The organism is Nocardia salmonicida (genome assembly GCF_036142455.1).
GTDB lineage: Bacteria > Actinomycetota > Actinomycetes > Mycobacteriales > Mycobacteriaceae > Nocardia > Nocardia salmonicida.
On record NZ_CP108014.1, the window covers coordinates 6,784,296 to 6,800,798 of the forward strand.

Genomic DNA, 16,503 nt, shown 5'->3' on the forward strand with positions numbered 1-16,503 from the left:
TTCGATCCATGTCGGCGGTCGGGCCGCGACAGTGCTGATGTGTGCTTACGTTCGATCAGATTTTCTGATGAAACACCGAGCGGCACAGAATCTCCTCTTGAAAGGAACACGGTCAGATGAGTCTCGTGGATACGCTGAAGGGCTTGCTCGGTAAGGGCAAGGTTGCGGTCGAACAGAACGCCGACAAGATCAATGAGGCGGTCGACAAGGCCGGCACCTTCATCGATGACAAAACCAAGGGCAAGTACAGCGACAAGATCGAGAAGGGCAAGGACGCGGCCAAGAAGGTCGTGCCTCCGCAGGCAGGCCCCGGCACTACCAACGGCGGCCCCGCTCCGACAGATCCCGGACCCAAGGCCTGATTCGGTGCGCGGGGACCGCTAGCGGTCCCCGCCACTGGCGATCACGTCGATGGTCCGCCGCGAATTTCGGGGTGCACCGGGTGAACCGGACATCGAGGTTGAGCTCAGCAACCTCGACAAGGTGCTGTACCCGGAGAGCGGTACCACGAAAGGCGAAGTGATCGCCTACTATTCGGCGATCACCGAGGCGGCGCTGCCGCATCTCGTCGGTCGCCCGGTCACCAGGAAACGGTGGCCGAACGGCGTCGACCACTCCGATTTCTTCGAGAAGAACCTGCCCGAACACGCGCCCGCGTGGATCCACCGCGCCGCGATCGAGCATTCCAGCCGCCGGGTGGTGTACCCGCTGATCGATTCCGAGGCGGGCATGGCCTGGCTCGCACAGCAGGCGGCGCTGGAAATCCATGTGCCGCAATGGCGTTTCGACGCGAACGACCGCGGCCCGGCTACCCGGATCGTGTTCGATCTCGACCCCGGTTCCGGTGCCGGGCTGGCCGAATGCGCGCAGGTCGCGCTGGCGGTGCGGGAGATGGTCGCCGATATCGGCATGCGGGCGTTCCCGGTGACCAGCGGCAGCAAGGGCATCCACGTCTACGTGCCGCTGGATCGGCCGCTGAGTTCGCGTGGCGCGTCCACCGTCGCCAAGCAGGTGGCCGCCAATCTCGAAGCGCTGCAACCTGATCTGGTGACGGCGACCATGGCGAAGGTGGCCCGGCGAGGCAAGGTGTTCCTGGACTGGAGCCAGAACAACGCCGCCAAGACCACCATCGCCCCCTACTCGCTGCGCGGTCGCGCCGAACCCAACGTGGCCGCCCCGCGTGCCTGGGCCGAGATCGAAGACGCGGATACGTTGCGTCAGTTACGTTTCGACGAGGTACTCGCCCGCTGGAAGGCCGACGGCGACCTGCTGGCCGATCTCGATCCGCCACTGCCGGCCCGCCCCGACTCGCTGACCGAATACCGCAGCATGCGCGACCCGAAGCGCACGCCCGAGCCGGTCCCCGAGGCCGCGCCGGAACCCGGCCCTGGCAATCGCTTCGTCATCCAGGAACATCACGCCCGTCGCCTGCACTGGGATGTGCGCCTCGAGCACGACGGCGTCCTCGCCTCCTGGGCGGTGCCGAAGGGCCCGCCGACGGAACCGAAACACAATCGCCTGGCCGTGCGCACCGAGGACCATCCGCTCGAATACCTGCACTTCCACGGTGCGATTCCCCAAGGCGAATACGGCGCGGGGGAGATGACGATCTGGGATTCGGGCACCTATATCACCGAGAAGTGGCGCTCCGACGAGGTGATCGTCGAACTCGATGGAGAGCGTGTGTCCGGCCGCTACGCGTTCATCCAGACCAAGGGCGACCAGTGGCTCATGCACCTGATGCGCGATCAAGTACGTCGGGAACCCCTGGTGGACAAAGGGTTCCCGCGAGGATTGTCGCCGATGCTGGCCACCGCGGGCGATGTCGAATCGCTGACCCCCACGGATTGGGCCTTCGAAACCAAGTGGGACGGCTTCCGGGTGATCGTCGAGATCGACGACGGCGCGGTCACTGTCCGCAGTCGCGCGGGCAACACGGTGACCGCCCGGTATCCGCGCCTGGCTGTTCTCGGCGAGGAACTGGCCGGGCACCAGGTGGTGCTGGACGGCGAAGCGGTGGTGCTCGATGATGACGGACTCTCGGATATCTCGGCGCTGCAAGCGGATTCGGCCCGTGCGGTGTTCGTCGCGTTCGACGTGCTCTACCTCGACGGCACCTCCCTGCTGCGCAAGAAGTACACCGACCGTCGCGCTGTGCTCGAGGCGCTGGGCGAACTGTCGCCATCGATGAATGTCACTGCGCTGCTGGATGGTTCGGGGGCCGAGGCGATGAAGGTCAGTCGCGAGCAGGGGCAGGAGGGGGTCGTCGCCAAGCGGCGGGAATCGGTGTACCAGCCGGGCAAGCGCAGCCTGACCTGGCTCAAACAGCGCAACTGGCGCTCGCGCGAGGTGGTGGTCGGCGGGTGGCGGCGCAGCGACAAGCGGCCGTTCAAGTCGCTGCTGCTCGGGATGCCACACGAGGACGGCCTCATCTACGTCGGCCGGGTGGGGACCGGATTCGGTGACGAACAAGCGCGGCGGATCGCCGCCGAGCTGGCCGGGCTGCGGCGCGCGACTTCACCGTTCACCAACGAGATGACCGCCGACGAACGCCACGACGCGCAATGGGTCGCCCCCGAGCTCACCGGCACGGTCCGCTTCCAGGCCTGGACCGACACCGGACGCCTGTGGCACCCCGTGTGGGACGGTGTGACGAGTTCGCCACGATGATGCTCACCGCGAAATCTGCGATGTTGCTACGGTTATCGCGTTGTACCCGGTGTCGAATCAACGAGGAGTACGCGGTGGATTTCAAGAACCTGGCCGGCAAGGCGATGGACCTGGCCGCTCAGCATGCGGACAAGGTCGACGGCGTCATCGACAAGGCCGGTGACGTGGTGGACGAGAAGACCGGCGGCAAGTTCAGCGGCCAGGTGGATTCCGCCCAGGACGCGGCCAAGAACGCCCTGCGCGAGAAGGCCTGATCGTCTCGGCGGGCCGATGATCACCGGCCCGCCGAATCCGCACGCTGACTGTTTGCCGCGCTGTCAGTTCCCGGCCATCAGGCCGGAGATCGTCTCGATATCGGTGACCAGCGCATTGCCCTGGAACGCGAAGTCGTCATAGGCCCGCGCCATCGCTTCCTTGTCGCGACCGCCGCAGGCGTCAGCGATCACCACGGGCACGAAACCCAGATCGGTGGAGTGGGTGACGGTGGGCGCGATCCCGATTTCGAGCGCGACCCCGGCGATGGCGTAGGAGCCGATCTTCAGATCGCGCAGCAGAGTGGCGAGCGGTGTGCCCTCGAACGCCGACATCGACATCTTGTCGAAGACCAGCTCGTCCTCGCGCGGCACCAGCTCCGGCACCAGCTCGAACGCGGGCGTATCGCGTTGCAGAATGAAGGCTACGTCGTCGACGGATTCGGCGTTCTGCCAGCTCATCAGCAGCCGCATCCCGTACACGCCGGTCAGTCGCCGCGGCGGGAAGAAGTGCCGCAGGAAGATCACCGGATAGCCGCCGCGCCGGGCGGCCTCGACCACTCGCACGACACGATCGGTGATCTCCTGCCCGTCGGGCAGCTGGCCGAGGACACCGACCTGCATGTCGTAGACGATCAGCGCCATCCGGTCGGGCGCGCACAGATCGCCGAGGGTTTCGGGAATGTCGAGTCCGTTTCCTTGTCGCACCGACGCCAGTGTAGGCGTCGGTGCGACGGGGGAATCAGACTGTGGCACAGACTATTTGGTCTGGGTTGCCCACTGTGTGGTGCCTGCCGGTGCCTGCATGGTGTTGATCAGGTCCATCCCGGCGATGACCAGCGCGGGTCCACCGACAATGAGCGTGCCGATGATGCCGCCGACGGAGGCGCCGGTGACGAAGCCTGGAATCGCGCCGACGCCGGGGATGAGAACACCGCCGACGACCAGGCCGATCACCGCGCCGAGGCCCATGCCGACGAAGCTGCCGACGGCGGTGGCCAGGCCGAAGGTCGACGCGAAATTCGCCTGTGCCGCGTAGTTCTCGGCGGGCGAGGCGACCGGCGTGAGGTTGGGCTTCGCCGCGGCGACGTCCTTCACCGCGGTCAGCTCGAGTACGTGGCCCTCTTCGCGAACCGTATGCGGCAGCGGGTATTCGAACTTGCCGTCGCGGACCGACAGCGGCATCGAGACCAGGGTGGCGCCCGCTTCGTCGCGGATGTCGACCGCACCGCCGGTGACGGTGAAGGTGCCGTGCGTCAGGGTGGTGATGAGGGTGTTGCCGACGACCTCGGTGCGGTACTCGACGTTCGGCGTCACCGGGTCGGCACCGGCTACTCCGGTTCCCACCAGGGCAGCAGCGAGCATCGGGATGGCGGCCGCGGCGATCTTGCGGATGATCATATGAACATTTCCCATCTGGAGTTCATCAGGCGTGAGTGTTCGAACAAGCGCCGTGGCGTGATTTCCCCCGAGAAAGCTCGTGACCGGCGCGTGAAGCTGCCTAGCTCGATTTTCGTGACGAACCATATCTCGCCATAGGGTTTCGGGGCAGTGAATTCGGGGTATTGCGGAGTGGCTCAGCCGATGACGTTGCTGAGCAGCACCGCGCCCGCGCAGACCGCGACCACGAGGGTGAGGGCGATCGCGTCCCGACGGTGCGGTGCGCTCGGGTGCGCTGTCAGCATTCCCGTGCCGCCACGTGCGGTGATCGCCTCGCCGAGTTCGCCCGCCCGCCGCGACGACACCGCCATGCACGCGGTGAGGATGTCGATGAGCGGGTTGTCGGCGGCGCGGTGCAGCAGGTTGTCCTTGGGCCGCAGCTTGCGTGCGGCGCGCAGTACCCGGATCTCGTCCAACAACAGCGGCAATCCGCGCAGCGTCAGTGCCACCACGACGGCCCATTCGTCGATGGGCAGCCGCAATCTACGCAACGGCGCACCGAGTTTCGCGAGCGCGGGGGCGATCTCGCCCATCGGGGTGGTGAAGGCGATCAGGAACGAGGCGGCCACCAGGACCAGTCCGAACACGAAGATCTGGATGTAGCCGAGCACCGCCTTCATCCCGATCGGCGCGTTGATCAGACCGCCGAGCGCGACAAGTCCCCAGAACCACCACGGCAGTCGGGGAATCGCGCCCAGCGGCAGCCGCGCGAGCACCCAGATGAGGACCAGGAAAGCCGTGATCACGCCGAGTACCGGCCAGGACGGCAGGAACATCAGCAGCAGGCTGATCAGGAACGCCGCGATCATCTTCGTGCCTGCCCACAGGCGGTGCACGACGCTGTCGACCGGTACTTCACGCAGCAGCACTGTGCTCATGGGGTGGTGCCTTTCGGTGCGCTGGTGTGTGCCGTCGCGCCTTCGTCACCGCGACGGCCAAGGGGCAGACCGGCCACGAAAGCTGATTTCTCCAGTGCGCGTTCGGTTCTCGGGATCGCGTGGCCGTCCGCCGAGACCACGACGCCGCCGTCCAGGTGCACCGTGCGGTCGCAGACCATGGACATCTCGGCGACGTCGTGGGAGATGATGACCAACGTCAGACCCGAATCCCGCAGCCGGGCAAGCAGTTCCACGATCTCTGCGCGACCCTGTGGATCCAGGCCCGCCAGTGGTTCGTCGAGGACGACCACCTGCGGACGACTCGCCACCATGGCGGCCAGGACCACCCGCTTGGCCTGCCCGCCGCTGAGTTCCTCGACGGAACGAGCGGCGAGGCGGCGATCCAGGCCCACCGCGTCCAGTGCCTGCCCGACCGCGCCCGACCCGGTCGCCCGTCCACCCCAGTCGGCGATCTCGGCGCCGACGGTCTGCTTCTGTAGTTGCAACCGGGAGTGCTGGAAGGCCAGCGCGACCCCGCCGACCTGCTTGTCGACCGCGGTGCCGCGCAGTTCACAACGTCCCGAGCTCGGCGCGATCAGCCCCGCGATGATCCAGGCCAGCGTCGACTTGCCCGACCCGTTGCCGCCGACGATCAGGAGTGCCTCGCCCTTGTGGACCGACAGGTCGACGCCGTGCAGGGCCGGTGCCTCCCACGGCGTGCCGCGGTTGTAGGTGTGGTGCACGTCGGCGAGTTCGAGCACGAGGGCACCCATCGGCCTGCGGCGCTGGTCGCGGACGGGGTGTGGCCAGCTCGCGAGATGGTCGACCATGCGCCCGTCGGCGAGGTGGATCACCCGGTCGGCGGCGGTCGCGTCGGCTTCGTGGTGGGTCACCAGGACCACGGCGGTGCCGTGTCGGCGCGGGAGTTCGGCCAGCAACGCGACGAGTTCGCGGCGGCCGTCGGGATCGATCATCGAGGTGGCTTCGTCGGCGATGAGCAGAGCCGGGCGGCGGGCGAGCGCGGCGGCCACGGCCAGACGCTGTTGCTGGCCGCCGGAGAGGGTGGCGGTTTCGCGGGCGCCCATGTCGGCGAGGCCGACCTCGGCGAGCAGCGCGTCGACGTCGACCTCGGCGGCCGATTCCGCCGACAGTCCCCACACGACATCGTCGGCGACCGAGACGCCGAGAGTTTGGCTCTCGGGACGTTGCAGGACCAGCGCGGTCCCGCCGAGCGCGCCCAGGCCCGCCGAACCAGGGCGGTCCACCGCGCCCGATGTCGGCGGCCTGCCTGCCAGAACTCTGGTCAGCGTCGACTTGCCGGATCCGTTGTGCCCGACGACGGCGACGAACTCGCCCGGCCGGATGGTGAGATCGATATCGGCCAACGCATCGATATTGGTGCCTTTGTACCGATAGCCGACCCCGTGCAGAGACACCGGCAGCGGTCCCACCGGCCGATCGTCGGGCGGCGCGTCGAGCCGATCGCTGCCCGGCAGCCATGCCAGTCGATCGAGTACCGCCCCGAGAACGAACCAGGAGATCACCGTGCTGACCAGCACGCCGAGCGCCACCGTGGTACCGATGTAGATCCACCACCAGCGCAGCACCACGTCGACGGCCTCGGCGGCCATGCGGCCGAGCGGCTCCAGTGCAGGCGTCCGGCCCGCCAGATTCTCGATGCCCTTGGCGGTGTTGCGGAACGCTTCGAAGAACAGGTCCCTGGTTCGTGAGAAGAGCAGCAGACTGCCGACGGAGAACACTCCCCAGCCCACGCCCGCGACGACTCCGAGAGCGAGCACCGCGGGGAATCCGCCGCCACGGCGTTTCACCGTTCCGATGATTCCGGCCATGGTGGCCGCGCCCATGACGCCGAGAGCCGGCATCACACCGGCGGCGACGAAGGTGACCAGCGTCGCCGCGATCGTGGCGGTGACCAGCGCTCGCAATCGATACCGCTGGGCGAGCAGGCCCAAGGGCACTGCCGCGACGAGTTGGAGGGCGGCAGCCATGGGAACCAGTGAGCCGACGGTGATGAGGCCGACGGTGAGTCCGGCCATCACCGCGCCGCTTGCCAGTTCGATCGGGCGCAGGGGACCGCTGGGCAGACCCGCGGGCTTGTCTCTCACGTGTCCAGTCTGCCAGGGGGTCGCGGTTGCGGGTGTGGGGCTGATGTGGAGTTTGTGTGGGTTTGCCGGTAGATGGCAGCGGTGGCTACCGATAGGCCGGGGCCGTACCGTCCTGGACTATCGGTGCGGTCTGTGGGCGTCGGTGGAACATACTCGGCCGCAAACGGGCGATCGCGACGCCGGTCAGGCACAGTGCGCCACCGAGCAGTGCGGTGAGAGTGGGGACCTCGGCGAGGAAGATCCATGACATAACGATTGCGAGCGCGGGGACGGCGTAGCTCGATGAGGCAGTCACTCCCGCAGGGGTGTGGGCAAGGGCGTAGGCCCACAGCAGGAAGGCGAGGGCGGTCGAGACCAGGCCCAGGTAGACCACGCCGATGGTGGCGGAGAGAGGGGCTTCGGCCAGTTCGTGTGCCATTTTCGGTGCCCACGGCAGCAAGACGACGGCACCGGCCACCGCGCCGAGGGCTGTCGCGGTCAGGGGGTCGGTGGAGCGCAGGACGAGTTTCTGCGCCACCACGCTGATCCCGTAGAGCAGGGCGGCGGCCACCGCGAGCAGTACGCCGACGCGGTCGCGCTGCCCCGGTCCGGTGAACGCGATGATCGCGGCGCCGCTGAAGCTGACGGCGATTCCCACCACGAGCAGCGGCGGGAAGCCTTCGTTCAAGAACAACCCCGCCAGCACCGCGACCACGATGGGCGCGATATTCACCAGGAGTGCGGTGGTGCCCGCGTCGAGATGCTGTTCGGCGGCGTTCACCAGCACCGTGTACAGCCCGAACCACAGTGCGCCGTAGGCCATCGTGAGCCACAGCGCCAGGCCGCGCGGCATCCGGCCGCCGCGAAACACCAGCACCAGCACCAGCACGATCGCACCGACGAGCAGTCGCCCGGACGCCATCGCCGCGGGCGAGACGTAGGGCGCGATGCCGCGGATGATCACGAACGACGATGCCCAGGCCAGCATCACAGCGACCAGGGCGAGCGCGGGCAGGTGTGACTTCATGCCTCTACGGTGGACCCATGAAGAGGTAAGCACAAGCGGGTATTCGCCATCTAATATTCAGTAGAACTGAATCGAGGAGTCCTATGATCGACACGCACCGCTTGATGATCTTCCGCTCGGTGGTCGCGACCGGCTCGGTGGCCGCGGCGGCGGCCACGCTGGGCTATTCCCCGTCGGCGATCTCCCAGCACCTCACCGCGCTCCAGCGGGAAACCGGTTTGCGGTTGCTGGAACGCGTCGGTCGCGGCGTGGAGCCGACCCCGGCGGGGCGGGTGATCGCGGGCGAGGCCGCCAAGGTGCTCGACGAGTTGACCGCGCTCGGGTCGACGGTGTCGGACCTGCGGGCAGGCAAGGCCGCCCGGATCACGATCAACTCGTTCAGTTCGGCGGGCACCAACTGGATGCCCGACGTGGTCGCCACCCTCACCCACGAATTCCCCGACACCAGGGTCCGGCTCCGGATCGTCGACGAACTGGCCGCGATAGCGGACAACCGCCCCGACATCGCCCTTACGGTGCGCCTCGACAAACCAACCCAGGTCTCCGGCTACTCCCACCGCGACCTGATCACCGAGCCGTACGTGGTGGTGGTCCCCGGCGACCACGAGCTCGCGGCGCGCACCACCGTCGACGTCGCCGAACTCGAGCAGTACCGCTGGATCGACAACGACACCAGCCACGGACCCTGCCGGCAGGCGATGCTGAATGCCTGCGCCGCAGCGGGTTTCACCCCCCGATTCGTCGTGGAGACCACCGACTACCCGTCCGCGCTGCGATTCGTGGCGCGCGGTGTCGGCCTCACCGTTGTCCCTCGCCTCGGCGCCACGGATCTGCCGTCCGGTGCCTGTGCGCTGGAGCTGACCAACCCGACTCCACGTCGCACGATCTGCGCGCACATCAAGGACTCCGAGTCGTACAACCCGGTCGTCACCCGGACGATGGAGTTGCTGCGGGCAGCCGCTGTCGACGGCCGATCAGGCGGGCGGAGGCTCGGCTAGCCAGCCGCCCATCGCCACTGTGCGGAAATGCGTTGTCAGGCCGAAGTTCTCATCGATGACGTGCAGGGCGATGGCCGGGTCCGGGGCATAGTCCATGACGCGGTGGGGCAGCGTCAGTTCCCATTCGCCGCCGAGGACCGAGGCGGTGCTGGGGCCGGTGATCATGGGTTTGCCCGCGAAGGTCGTCGCGATGGGGGAGTGGGCGTGGCCGGTGAGGATGCCGACAACGCGTGGATCGCCTGCCACGACAGCGGCCAGTCGGCCGGGATCGGCGAGCGCGATGACATCGACCACGGGACTGAACACCCGCTTGGGCGGGTGGTGCAGGGCCACCAGGATGGGGCCGTCTGGCGCCTCGGCGAGCGTCGCGCGCAGCCAGTCGAAGGTGTCCTCGCCCAGCAGGCCGGCCGGTTCGCCGGGGATGCTCGAGTCGAGCATGATGACGGTGAGCGGGCCGACGCGGTGGACGCTGTTGACAGGGGTGGTCGAGGCGGGCTCGCCCAGCAGAACGGTGCGGAAGTTCACGCGGTCGTCGTGGTTGCCGGGCAGCAGGTACACGGGAATGTCACCGCCCTGCAGTGCCAGGCGTGCTTGCGCGTACTGCTCCGGCGTGCCGGAATCGGTGATATCGCCGGTCACCAGGATGACGTCGGGCCTGCGTGGCAGGTCCGCCAGGTACCCCATCACCGCCTCCACCCGTTCGGTGTTGCGCGCGCTGAGGTCGAAGTGGGTATCGCTGAGCTGAGCCGCCAGGATCATCGGCAGTCGCTTTCTTCTCTGGGATCGCTCCGTTGCGTCAGAGTGCGCCGGTATGACTCATCGACACCTCTCCAGGCTAGATGACCTGCGATTTTTCGTCTTCATGAGCCGTACCACGGCCGAAAACCTGTTCAGTGGTCTGTGTCACCTTTCACGCCCGCGGATCCGGCCGTTCCGGCGTGCGTCGCGCGCCGATGCACTAGCGGGAAACCTGCGCGAGCATTCTCGTACGTTCGAGGCTCGACGTTGCGTAACTTTGTCTATGTGTCCAACACTGATGCTGTGCGTCATCCCAGTACCCGAGTCGTACTGAGTGCCTTGTCGATTCCGTTGACGCTCGCCCTATTCGGGTGCAATGCGTCGGTCTCGATCGGCGGCCCGGATTACGGGGCGCTGGAGAAGAACATCACGACGGAGCTCGACAACGCCTACGCGTCGATGTCGCGCAAGGTCTCCTCGGTGAAATGCCCACGACTGGCCGACGATCCGAAGGCAGGCGACACCTTCGTCTGCGTCGCCGACCTCGGCGGCAACGACGTACGCGTCGATGTGACGGTCGAAAACGACGAGGGCTCGGTGAAGTTCAATACCCGTGACATCGTGTTCGACCTCGCCGCGACCGCGAACCGACTCACGACCGATGTCGCGACCCAGGTGGGCTTTCCGGTGACGGTGGACTGCGGGCAGGGGCTGAAGATCGTCGAGGTCGGCAGCACCTTCACCTGCACAGCACTCGATGCGCAGGGCGACTCGGGCACGATCGAGGTGACCGCCCGCAACGAGGGTGACAGCGACTGGCGACTCGTGGAATAGCCCCCGGTGGCCGCCGGTCGAGGTCAGCCGCCGATGAGCTGTCGCGCGGTGTCGAGTAGTCGCGCGGCCTCGTCGGGGTCGCGCGTCACCGGCGCCCAGAAGTCGGGTCCGGGGGTGGCCTCGAGGTCGAGGACCGGTGGGTTCAGCCAGGCGGCGTCGAGGCCGAGTCGCCAGGAATGCAGGTGGGTGCGGGGGAGCGCGGCGGTGCGGTCGAACAGCGGGTCACCCAGGATCGGATGACCGATCCAGGCCAGCTGCACGCGAATCTGATGGCGTCGCCCGGTCACCGGCCGCACGGCGAGCAGCGCGTGATCGCCGTTCCGGGCGACGGTGCTGAACAAGGTCCGCGACGGATAGTTCTTCGCAGGCAGCAGGTCTGCCTCTTCGATGAACCACCGATCACCCTCGCGCTTGATCGCCTCCCTCGGCGCCGCGATCCGCACCCGATTCTTGCGCCCCACGCTCAACGGCAGATCGATCTCGCCGCGATCGGGCAGCTCGGCGCCCGACACGATCGCCAGATACGCCTTACGCGCGGTCTGATTGTTGAACTGCCTGGTCAGCGGTCCGTGTGCGGCCAGATCGGTGGCCAGCAGCACCAGTCCGGAGGTCACCTTGTCGATCCGGTGCACCGGATACAGCTGCGTCCCCGCCGCCTGCGCCAGCTCCACCAGATCGGTGTCGTGGCGCTCGCCGGTCACCGAGATCCCCGACGGTTTGTTCAACGCGAGCACCGCGTCATCGGCGAACACGGTGTAGTCCTCGCGCACGCTGCGCCAATCCAAGTCCACTACGACACCCTAGGCAATGGTGTGCCCGCTCTGCTCGACGGCTGGTCAGCGAGCCGCGGCGCAACGTCGCACAGGCCGATCATGCCTGCCGCAGGCGGTGGGGGCGTAGACGGTTGAAGCCGCGCACGCGCACGCTGCGCAGATGGCGGATGGCGAAATCGGGGTGGCCGTCGAGGGCGTCCGCGGCGGCGTCGTCGATGAGGATGTTGCCCGGTCGGGCGACGCCGGTGAGGCGGGCGGCGATATTGACCACCGAGCCGTAGAGGTCGCCGAAGCGCTGCAGCACCTCGCCGTAGGCGAAGGCGACGCGCAGTTCCGGGGTGCCGCCGACGAGCATGGTCGATTCCTGGATGGCCAGCGCGATGTGGCCGGCGGCGGTCGCGGTCTCGGCGGCGAACATCACCTCGTCGCCGACGTTCTTGATCACCCAGCCGCCGTTGTCGGTGATCGCCGAGGTGGTGGTCGACTCGAAAGCTTCGAGGAGCGTGGACAATTCGTCGTGGTGCAGATGTCTGGTAAGCCTGGTGTAGCCGACCATGTCGGCGAATCCCACCGCCAGCGTCCGCAACGAGCCTTCGCCCTGCGTCTCGCTCGATCTGGCGACCGCTGCCGCCAGGTGCCTGCGCCACACATACGACTGCAACTGATCGATGCTCGCCATGGTGGATTCCGTTGCGGCACCGACCCGTTCCGCCAATGGAATCGCAGGATCGCCCGCGACGACGCGCGCCTTGATCTCGGCCAGCACCAGGTCGGCCTGCCACTCCGCCAGCCGCGCCATGCCCTGACCGATGGTCCGAGCAGCTGCGGCCTGCTGCCGAATATTCGACGCGGGAACAACTTTCATGCTCCGAAAGTTGGTGACCGCCGTGATGTCGAGCTGGGTGAAGTCGACCTGGTCGTCCTCATTGGCCGGAAATCCCAGCGCCGTCCACAGCCGCCGCGACTCAGCCTCCGGCACCCCCGACTGCTCGGCCACCTGCGTGCGCGTATACCGCCGCGGTCCACCGAGCAGCGCCTCTTCGACGCTGCGCTGCACCAACTCGGTCATCTCGGGGTCCGACATACCCAGACTCTACGACTGTGTGGCGCGAGCGACAGGCATCCTCGTCTTCGCATTGGCAACGTTCATAAATCCGGACACCGCTTCCCCGCCGGTGACACCAGGCACAGTCGCGGGCGGCACGGCGCGCAGAGCGTCACCGCGGTGATCGAGCAGCTGAAGACGCGTCAGCGCAGCACGCTGTAGGTAGCCGACAGGGTGAAGCCGTGCTCGCCGACCTCGCAGCTCACCGTCCCCTGGTACCCGACGCCGCAGGTGGTGTTCTCCCGGGTGATCCGGTGACCTTCGGAGAGCACCTTCGCGGCCGGGTGGGTGAAGATCGGGCTGTCGGCGTCGATGAAGTGCGCTGCTTCGAGGATTCCCACCCGGAGCTGGTCGGTGCCCGCGGGCGCGTCGATCGGGACGGCGTCACACCCGGCCGGGCCGTTGTTCCAGTAGATGGCGCAGTGCCGTCCGTCGGGCGTGGTGAAGAAGACGCTGCCCGCGTATTCGGGTTCGCTGACCTGGTACTCGACCGGGTCGACCGGCGTGTAATCGCCGAGTCCCGATTGGGCGGCGGCTTGCCCGCCTGCCAGGAATCCGGCTGCCAGCGCGGCCCCGGAGATGATGGTGAGTGCGGATCGAATCAACACTTCGGCGTCCTCCCTCGACGTGGTGTTACCTGGTATTTCGCCGCCCCGCCGCACCTCGTTAACCGGTCGAACAAATCTCTTCGCAAGACGCGATGCACGCGAGCCCGCATCTACCTTCTACGCTGGCTGCCATGTCGTCACCCGCTCTCGGCGAGTTCCTTCGGACCCGGCGCGCCCGCATCCAACCCGCCGCCGTCGGACTGAGCGAATACGGTCGCCGCAGGATGGTCGGACTACGACGCGAGGAAGTCGCCCAGCTGGCCGGAATGAGCGTGGATTACTACACCCGGCTGGAGCGGGGGCGCGGCGCGGACTTCCCCGATTCGGTGCTCGACTCCGTCGCCCGCGCCCTGCGTCTCGACGCCGCCGAGCGCGACCACCTCTACACGCTGGTCCGCCCCGCCGACCCCGACTACAACTACGCCCCGACGATCCGCTCCGGCACCCGGCTGCTGCTCGACTCGATCACGACGCCCGCGTTCGTGCTCGGCCGTCACATGGAAGCACTGGCCTGGAATGCGATGGGCGACAAGGTATTCGGTTTCGCGGCTGCCGAATCAGAACGCAATCTGGCTCGCTTCACGGTCCTGCACCCCGACGCGGGCATCTTCTATCCCGACTGGGAGCCGGTCGCCGCGGAGACCGCTGCCTACCTGCGTCGCCAGGTGACCCGCTGCCCGCGCGATCGCCGATTGACCTCGCTCATCGACGAACTCACCGCGGGTAATCCGGTGTTCCACCGCATCTGGTCGATCCAACCCCCGGCGGGTAATTCGCACGGCAACAGACTGATTCACCATCCAGTGGTCGGCCGGATCGAATTCGGATACGAGACATTGAACCTGCCAGGTGATGCGGATCAGATGCTGGTGGTGTACACCGTGGATCCGGGATCGGCCGCCCGCGACGCCGTCGACGCGCTGTCCGCGCGGGAGCTGGTCGGCGTCAGCTGATCGGTTCTTGGAGCAGGCCGCGTCTGGATGAGACGCTCGAGGCATGACAATCGAGGAAATCATCGAGTACGTGACCGGCCTCGGTGGAGTGCTGGCCATGCAGCCGACCGAGGGGAGTGAGGCCCCCGAGATCGCCTGGGGCGACACCTTCTTCTACTACGCCCCCGACGGTGTCGTCCCCGCCGGTCAGCCCTTCGCCACCATCGTGACAAAGGACTACCCCGGCGACGAGACCTCCGACCTGAACCGCCCCGGCAGCTTCCGCGTCAACATCGCCGTGAGCAAGACGACCTTCACCGATGCGGCCGCCCCGACCGACGCGAGTCTCGAAGACACCGTCGTCGCCCACCCCCTCTACGCTGCCGCGAACTGGCTCGCGGTGGTGAATCCGGGGGCCGCTACCGACGCGTCAATCCGTGAGATGTTGCGTGAAGCCCACGACCGGGCCCGGGCGCGATCCGAGCGTCGCGCGGCCGAATAGCCCCGTCGACCGCTGACACTTTTCAGTCGCTATTGATTTGCTGATATCGATTTACGCGACGGCTGGTCTTATGGCGGCGGTTATTCCATTCGGCGCGGTACCTTTCAGATACCAACGAAAGGGGAGGTCATGTCAGTACCTATCCGGCCGATGCGGTCATTAGTCGATGTCAGACTCGACTCCGTCGAATTGGTCACCGGTGGATTGCTGTCGATAGCCGCGGCGCTGGCAATGATCGGACCCCTGGTCGCCGCCCTGCTGATCCGCCGCAGCGGCGCGGGCCGAACCGACGCCATGGCCACCGTCCCCTTGATCCTGCTGGCCCTCGCCGTAACCCTGGCCCTCGCCGCCGGCTTCACCATGTTCGCCGTCGCTCGTCGTCGCAGAGGTTCGGAAACCGATGGGGCGTAACCGGATCGGCTATCCTGGTGGCGATCAGGGAGGTCGCTCGTGCCCATCAAGTTCCGTCAACGCAAATCCTTCGGTCCGCTGAAGTTCAACTTCACCCAAGCGGGCCTGTCGTCCTGGGGCATCAAAATCGGCCCATGGTCCTGGAACTCCCGCACCCGAAAGAACAGCGTCGACCTCCCCGGCCCGCTGAGCTGGCGCCAACGCTGACCCGGCCCGATCGGTTGACACTCGCCGCGACCCGCACAGTCGCGGTTATGTCCCGTCGGCTGTAGCATTCGCCAGTTGTCATCAGCGCGGCACCGCCGCACATGCATGGGGGAACTGGTTCTGTGTGGAAGTTTTTGATAGAGAGCGCATTCGGGCCCGTGTTCGCGATCGCGGGCGCGGGCCTGATCCTGCTCGTCTTCGCGGCGTATCTGTGGGACGTGGTCGCCGCTGCGGTGCACCGGGTTCGTGATCGTTTCGGGGGAGCGGAGGTCGCTGAGCCGATCCGCGAGCGCGAATCGACCAACACCCGTCGCACCGCTGAAAGCCGCGACCGTCGGTCTGCTCGTATTGCCGCACGCCGCAGCGCTATCCACGCAAAGCAGGCATCGGCTGCGGACGTCGACAGCTAGCGATGTGCGGAGGTGGGGCGAACCAGCGATGGTTCAACGCTCCAGCTCGGCGCGCAGTCGATCGAATGCCCGGTTCGTCCTACCTCGGGCGAGGAACGTGACGATCTGGGACGAGCAGTCTTCGATCGTGTCACCGCCGGTGTCGAGTTCGAGATCGTATGATGATGTCGTTGCCCGCCGAGACCATCGCGGCGACGGCTCGGTGGAACCCCGCTCGGGTTCGCCTGAGGACATCGGCGAGTTCGTCCGAACCGAGCTCATGGGTCCGCGATTCCGACCGCATCGCGCCGATCATGTCGACACCCATGTGAAAGAAGGGCCGTTCGAGGTCGATCAGCAGCCGCCGCGCGATGCTCGACTTGCCCGAACTAGACACCCCGTTGAGAAGAACGACTGACCGCCCTGCTCCGCCCGACCCCATGAAACCGACACTCATCCACTCAATACGAATAGAGGGTTTATCTACTTACGAAGCTCAGAGGCTTTACGTGGCAGTAGATCGGCGGCCCGATGTATAGACGGATCGTACTGTGAGTCGACGATCTGCCGAAGGGTGTGCCGTCGATCTGCCGGTTGATCCGCTGGCCCTCGGAGATGGCTTCGGTCAGCGCCCG

The 16,503-nt window shown here is 66.9% G+C and carries 20 protein-coding genes; 10 read left to right on the top strand and 10 right to left on the bottom strand.

Annotation, left to right across the window (positions count from 1 at the left end; all coding sequences use genetic code 11):
- The first annotated feature begins 116 nt into the window (after positions 1 to 116).
- The 3 genes from OHS03_RS31830 (at position 117) to OHS03_RS31840 (ending at position 2,924) form a co-directional block, all read left to right on the top strand.
- Entirely contained in the window at positions 117 to 362 is a 246-nt protein-coding gene (locus OHS03_RS31830; RefSeq protein WP_056818564.1) for an antitoxin, read from the top strand.
- 49 nt (positions 363 to 411) lie between these two features.
- Complete coding sequence (locus OHS03_RS31835) at positions 412 to 2,670, top strand: ATP-dependent DNA ligase (RefSeq protein WP_328659110.1); 2,259 nt, start codon at positions 412 to 414, stop codon at positions 2,668 to 2,670.
- A gap of 74 nt (positions 2,671 to 2,744) precedes the next feature.
- Complete coding sequence (locus OHS03_RS31840; RefSeq protein WP_056818562.1) at positions 2,745 to 2,924, top strand: antitoxin; 180 nt, start codon at positions 2,745 to 2,747, stop codon at positions 2,922 to 2,924.
- A gap of 63 nt (positions 2,925 to 2,987) precedes the next feature.
- On the opposite strand, the gene OHS03_RS31845 is transcribed toward OHS03_RS31840, so the two are convergent.
- The 5 genes from OHS03_RS31845 to OHS03_RS31865 form a co-directional block, all read right to left on the bottom strand.
- Positions 2,988 to 3,629, bottom strand: coding sequence for a cysteine hydrolase family protein (locus OHS03_RS31845; protein WP_328659112.1), 642 nt, complete (start codon positions 3,627 to 3,629; stop codon positions 2,988 to 2,990).
- Positions 3,630 to 3,680: 51 nt separating this feature from the next.
- Positions 3,681 to 4,337, bottom strand: a complete 657-nt coding sequence (locus OHS03_RS31850) for a DUF8020 domain-containing protein (RefSeq protein WP_328659114.1) — start codon at positions 4,335 to 4,337, stop codon at positions 3,681 to 3,683.
- A gap of 161 nt (positions 4,338 to 4,498) precedes the next feature.
- Entirely contained in the window at positions 4,499 to 5,239 is a 741-nt protein-coding gene (locus OHS03_RS31855; protein WP_328659117.1) for an energy-coupling factor transporter transmembrane component T family protein, read from the bottom strand.
- Positions 5,236 to 7,365 (bottom strand): ABC transporter ATP-binding protein, encoded by a 2,130-nt coding sequence (locus OHS03_RS31860; RefSeq protein ID WP_407942430.1) that lies wholly within the window; start codon positions 7,363 to 7,365, stop codon positions 5,236 to 5,238. Before OHS03_RS31860 ends, OHS03_RS31855 begins: the two co-directional genes overlap by 4 nt.
- 85 nt (positions 7,366 to 7,450) lie before the next feature.
- Positions 7,451 to 8,371: a DMT family transporter gene (locus tag OHS03_RS31865; protein WP_328659120.1), complete on the bottom strand. Its 921-nt coding sequence runs from the start codon at positions 8,369 to 8,371 to the stop codon at positions 7,451 to 7,453.
- An 83-nt stretch (positions 8,372 to 8,454) separates the two neighbouring features.
- On the opposite strand from OHS03_RS31865, the gene OHS03_RS31870 reads away from it, so the two are divergent.
- A complete protein-coding gene (locus OHS03_RS31870; protein ID WP_328659123.1) occupies positions 8,455 to 9,369 on the top strand; it encodes a LysR family transcriptional regulator in 915 nt (304 codons plus the stop codon).
- Here the strand turns inward: OHS03_RS31870 and OHS03_RS31875 are convergent.
- Positions 9,346 to 10,128 carry a phosphodiesterase gene (locus OHS03_RS31875; protein WP_063004779.1) on the bottom strand — a complete coding sequence of 261 codons (783 nt, stop codon included), beginning with the start codon at positions 10,126 to 10,128 and terminating at the stop codon, positions 9,346 to 9,348. The genes OHS03_RS31870 and OHS03_RS31875 overlap by 24 nt on opposite strands.
- A gap of 264 nt (positions 10,129 to 10,392) precedes the next feature.
- Between OHS03_RS31875 and OHS03_RS31880 the strand changes: the two genes are divergently transcribed.
- Positions 10,393 to 10,941, top strand: a complete 549-nt coding sequence (locus tag OHS03_RS31880; protein WP_328659125.1) for a DUF4333 domain-containing protein — start codon at positions 10,393 to 10,395, stop codon at positions 10,939 to 10,941.
- 23 nt (positions 10,942 to 10,964) lie between these two features.
- On the opposite strand, the gene OHS03_RS31885 is transcribed toward OHS03_RS31880, so the two are convergent.
- From OHS03_RS31885 to OHS03_RS31895, 3 genes are all read right to left on the bottom strand, one after another.
- Positions 10,965 to 11,732: an RluA family pseudouridine synthase gene (locus OHS03_RS31885; RefSeq protein WP_328659127.1), complete on the bottom strand. Its 768-nt coding sequence runs from the start codon at positions 11,730 to 11,732 to the stop codon at positions 10,965 to 10,967.
- Positions 11,733 to 11,811: 79 nt separating this feature from the next.
- On the bottom strand, positions 11,812 to 12,798 hold the full coding sequence (locus tag OHS03_RS31890; RefSeq protein ID WP_405149667.1) for an adenylate/guanylate cyclase domain-containing protein: 987 nt from the start codon (positions 12,796 to 12,798) through the stop codon (positions 11,812 to 11,814).
- 164 nt (positions 12,799 to 12,962) lie between these two features.
- Positions 12,963 to 13,427, bottom strand: coding sequence for a hypothetical protein (locus OHS03_RS31895; protein WP_328659129.1), 465 nt, complete (start codon positions 13,425 to 13,427; stop codon positions 12,963 to 12,965).
- A 131-nt stretch (positions 13,428 to 13,558) separates the two neighbouring features.
- On the opposite strand from OHS03_RS31895, the gene OHS03_RS31900 reads away from it, so the two are divergent.
- The 5 genes from OHS03_RS31900 (at position 13,559) to OHS03_RS31920 (ending at position 15,889) form a co-directional block, all read left to right on the top strand.
- Entirely contained in the window at positions 13,559 to 14,380 is an 822-nt protein-coding gene (locus tag OHS03_RS31900) for a helix-turn-helix transcriptional regulator (RefSeq protein ID WP_328659131.1), read from the top strand.
- A gap of 43 nt (positions 14,381 to 14,423) precedes the next feature.
- Positions 14,424 to 14,861, top strand: coding sequence for a DUF6194 family protein (locus OHS03_RS31905; protein ID WP_056818537.1), 438 nt, complete (start codon positions 14,424 to 14,426; stop codon positions 14,859 to 14,861).
- 150 nt (positions 14,862 to 15,011) lie between these two features.
- Positions 15,012 to 15,272, top strand: coding sequence for a hypothetical protein (locus tag OHS03_RS31910; RefSeq protein WP_328659133.1), 261 nt, complete (start codon positions 15,012 to 15,014; stop codon positions 15,270 to 15,272).
- Positions 15,273 to 15,311: 39 nt separating this feature from the next.
- Positions 15,312 to 15,479 carry a DUF4236 domain-containing protein gene (locus OHS03_RS31915; RefSeq protein WP_082843603.1) on the top strand — a complete coding sequence of 56 codons (168 nt, stop codon included), beginning with the start codon at positions 15,312 to 15,314 and terminating at the stop codon, positions 15,477 to 15,479.
- Positions 15,480 to 15,637: 158 nt separating this feature from the next.
- Positions 15,638 to 15,889 carry a hypothetical protein gene (locus OHS03_RS31920; protein WP_328659135.1) on the top strand — a complete coding sequence of 84 codons (252 nt, stop codon included), beginning with the start codon at positions 15,638 to 15,640 and terminating at the stop codon, positions 15,887 to 15,889.
- Positions 15,890 to 16,019: 130 nt separating this feature from the next.
- On the opposite strand, the gene OHS03_RS34755 is transcribed toward OHS03_RS31920, so the two are convergent.
- On the bottom strand, positions 16,020 to 16,325 hold the full coding sequence (locus OHS03_RS34755) for a phosphotransferase-like protein (protein WP_407942431.1): 306 nt from the start codon (positions 16,323 to 16,325) through the stop codon (positions 16,020 to 16,022).
- Between the last annotated feature and the right edge of the window lie 178 nt (positions 16,326 to 16,503).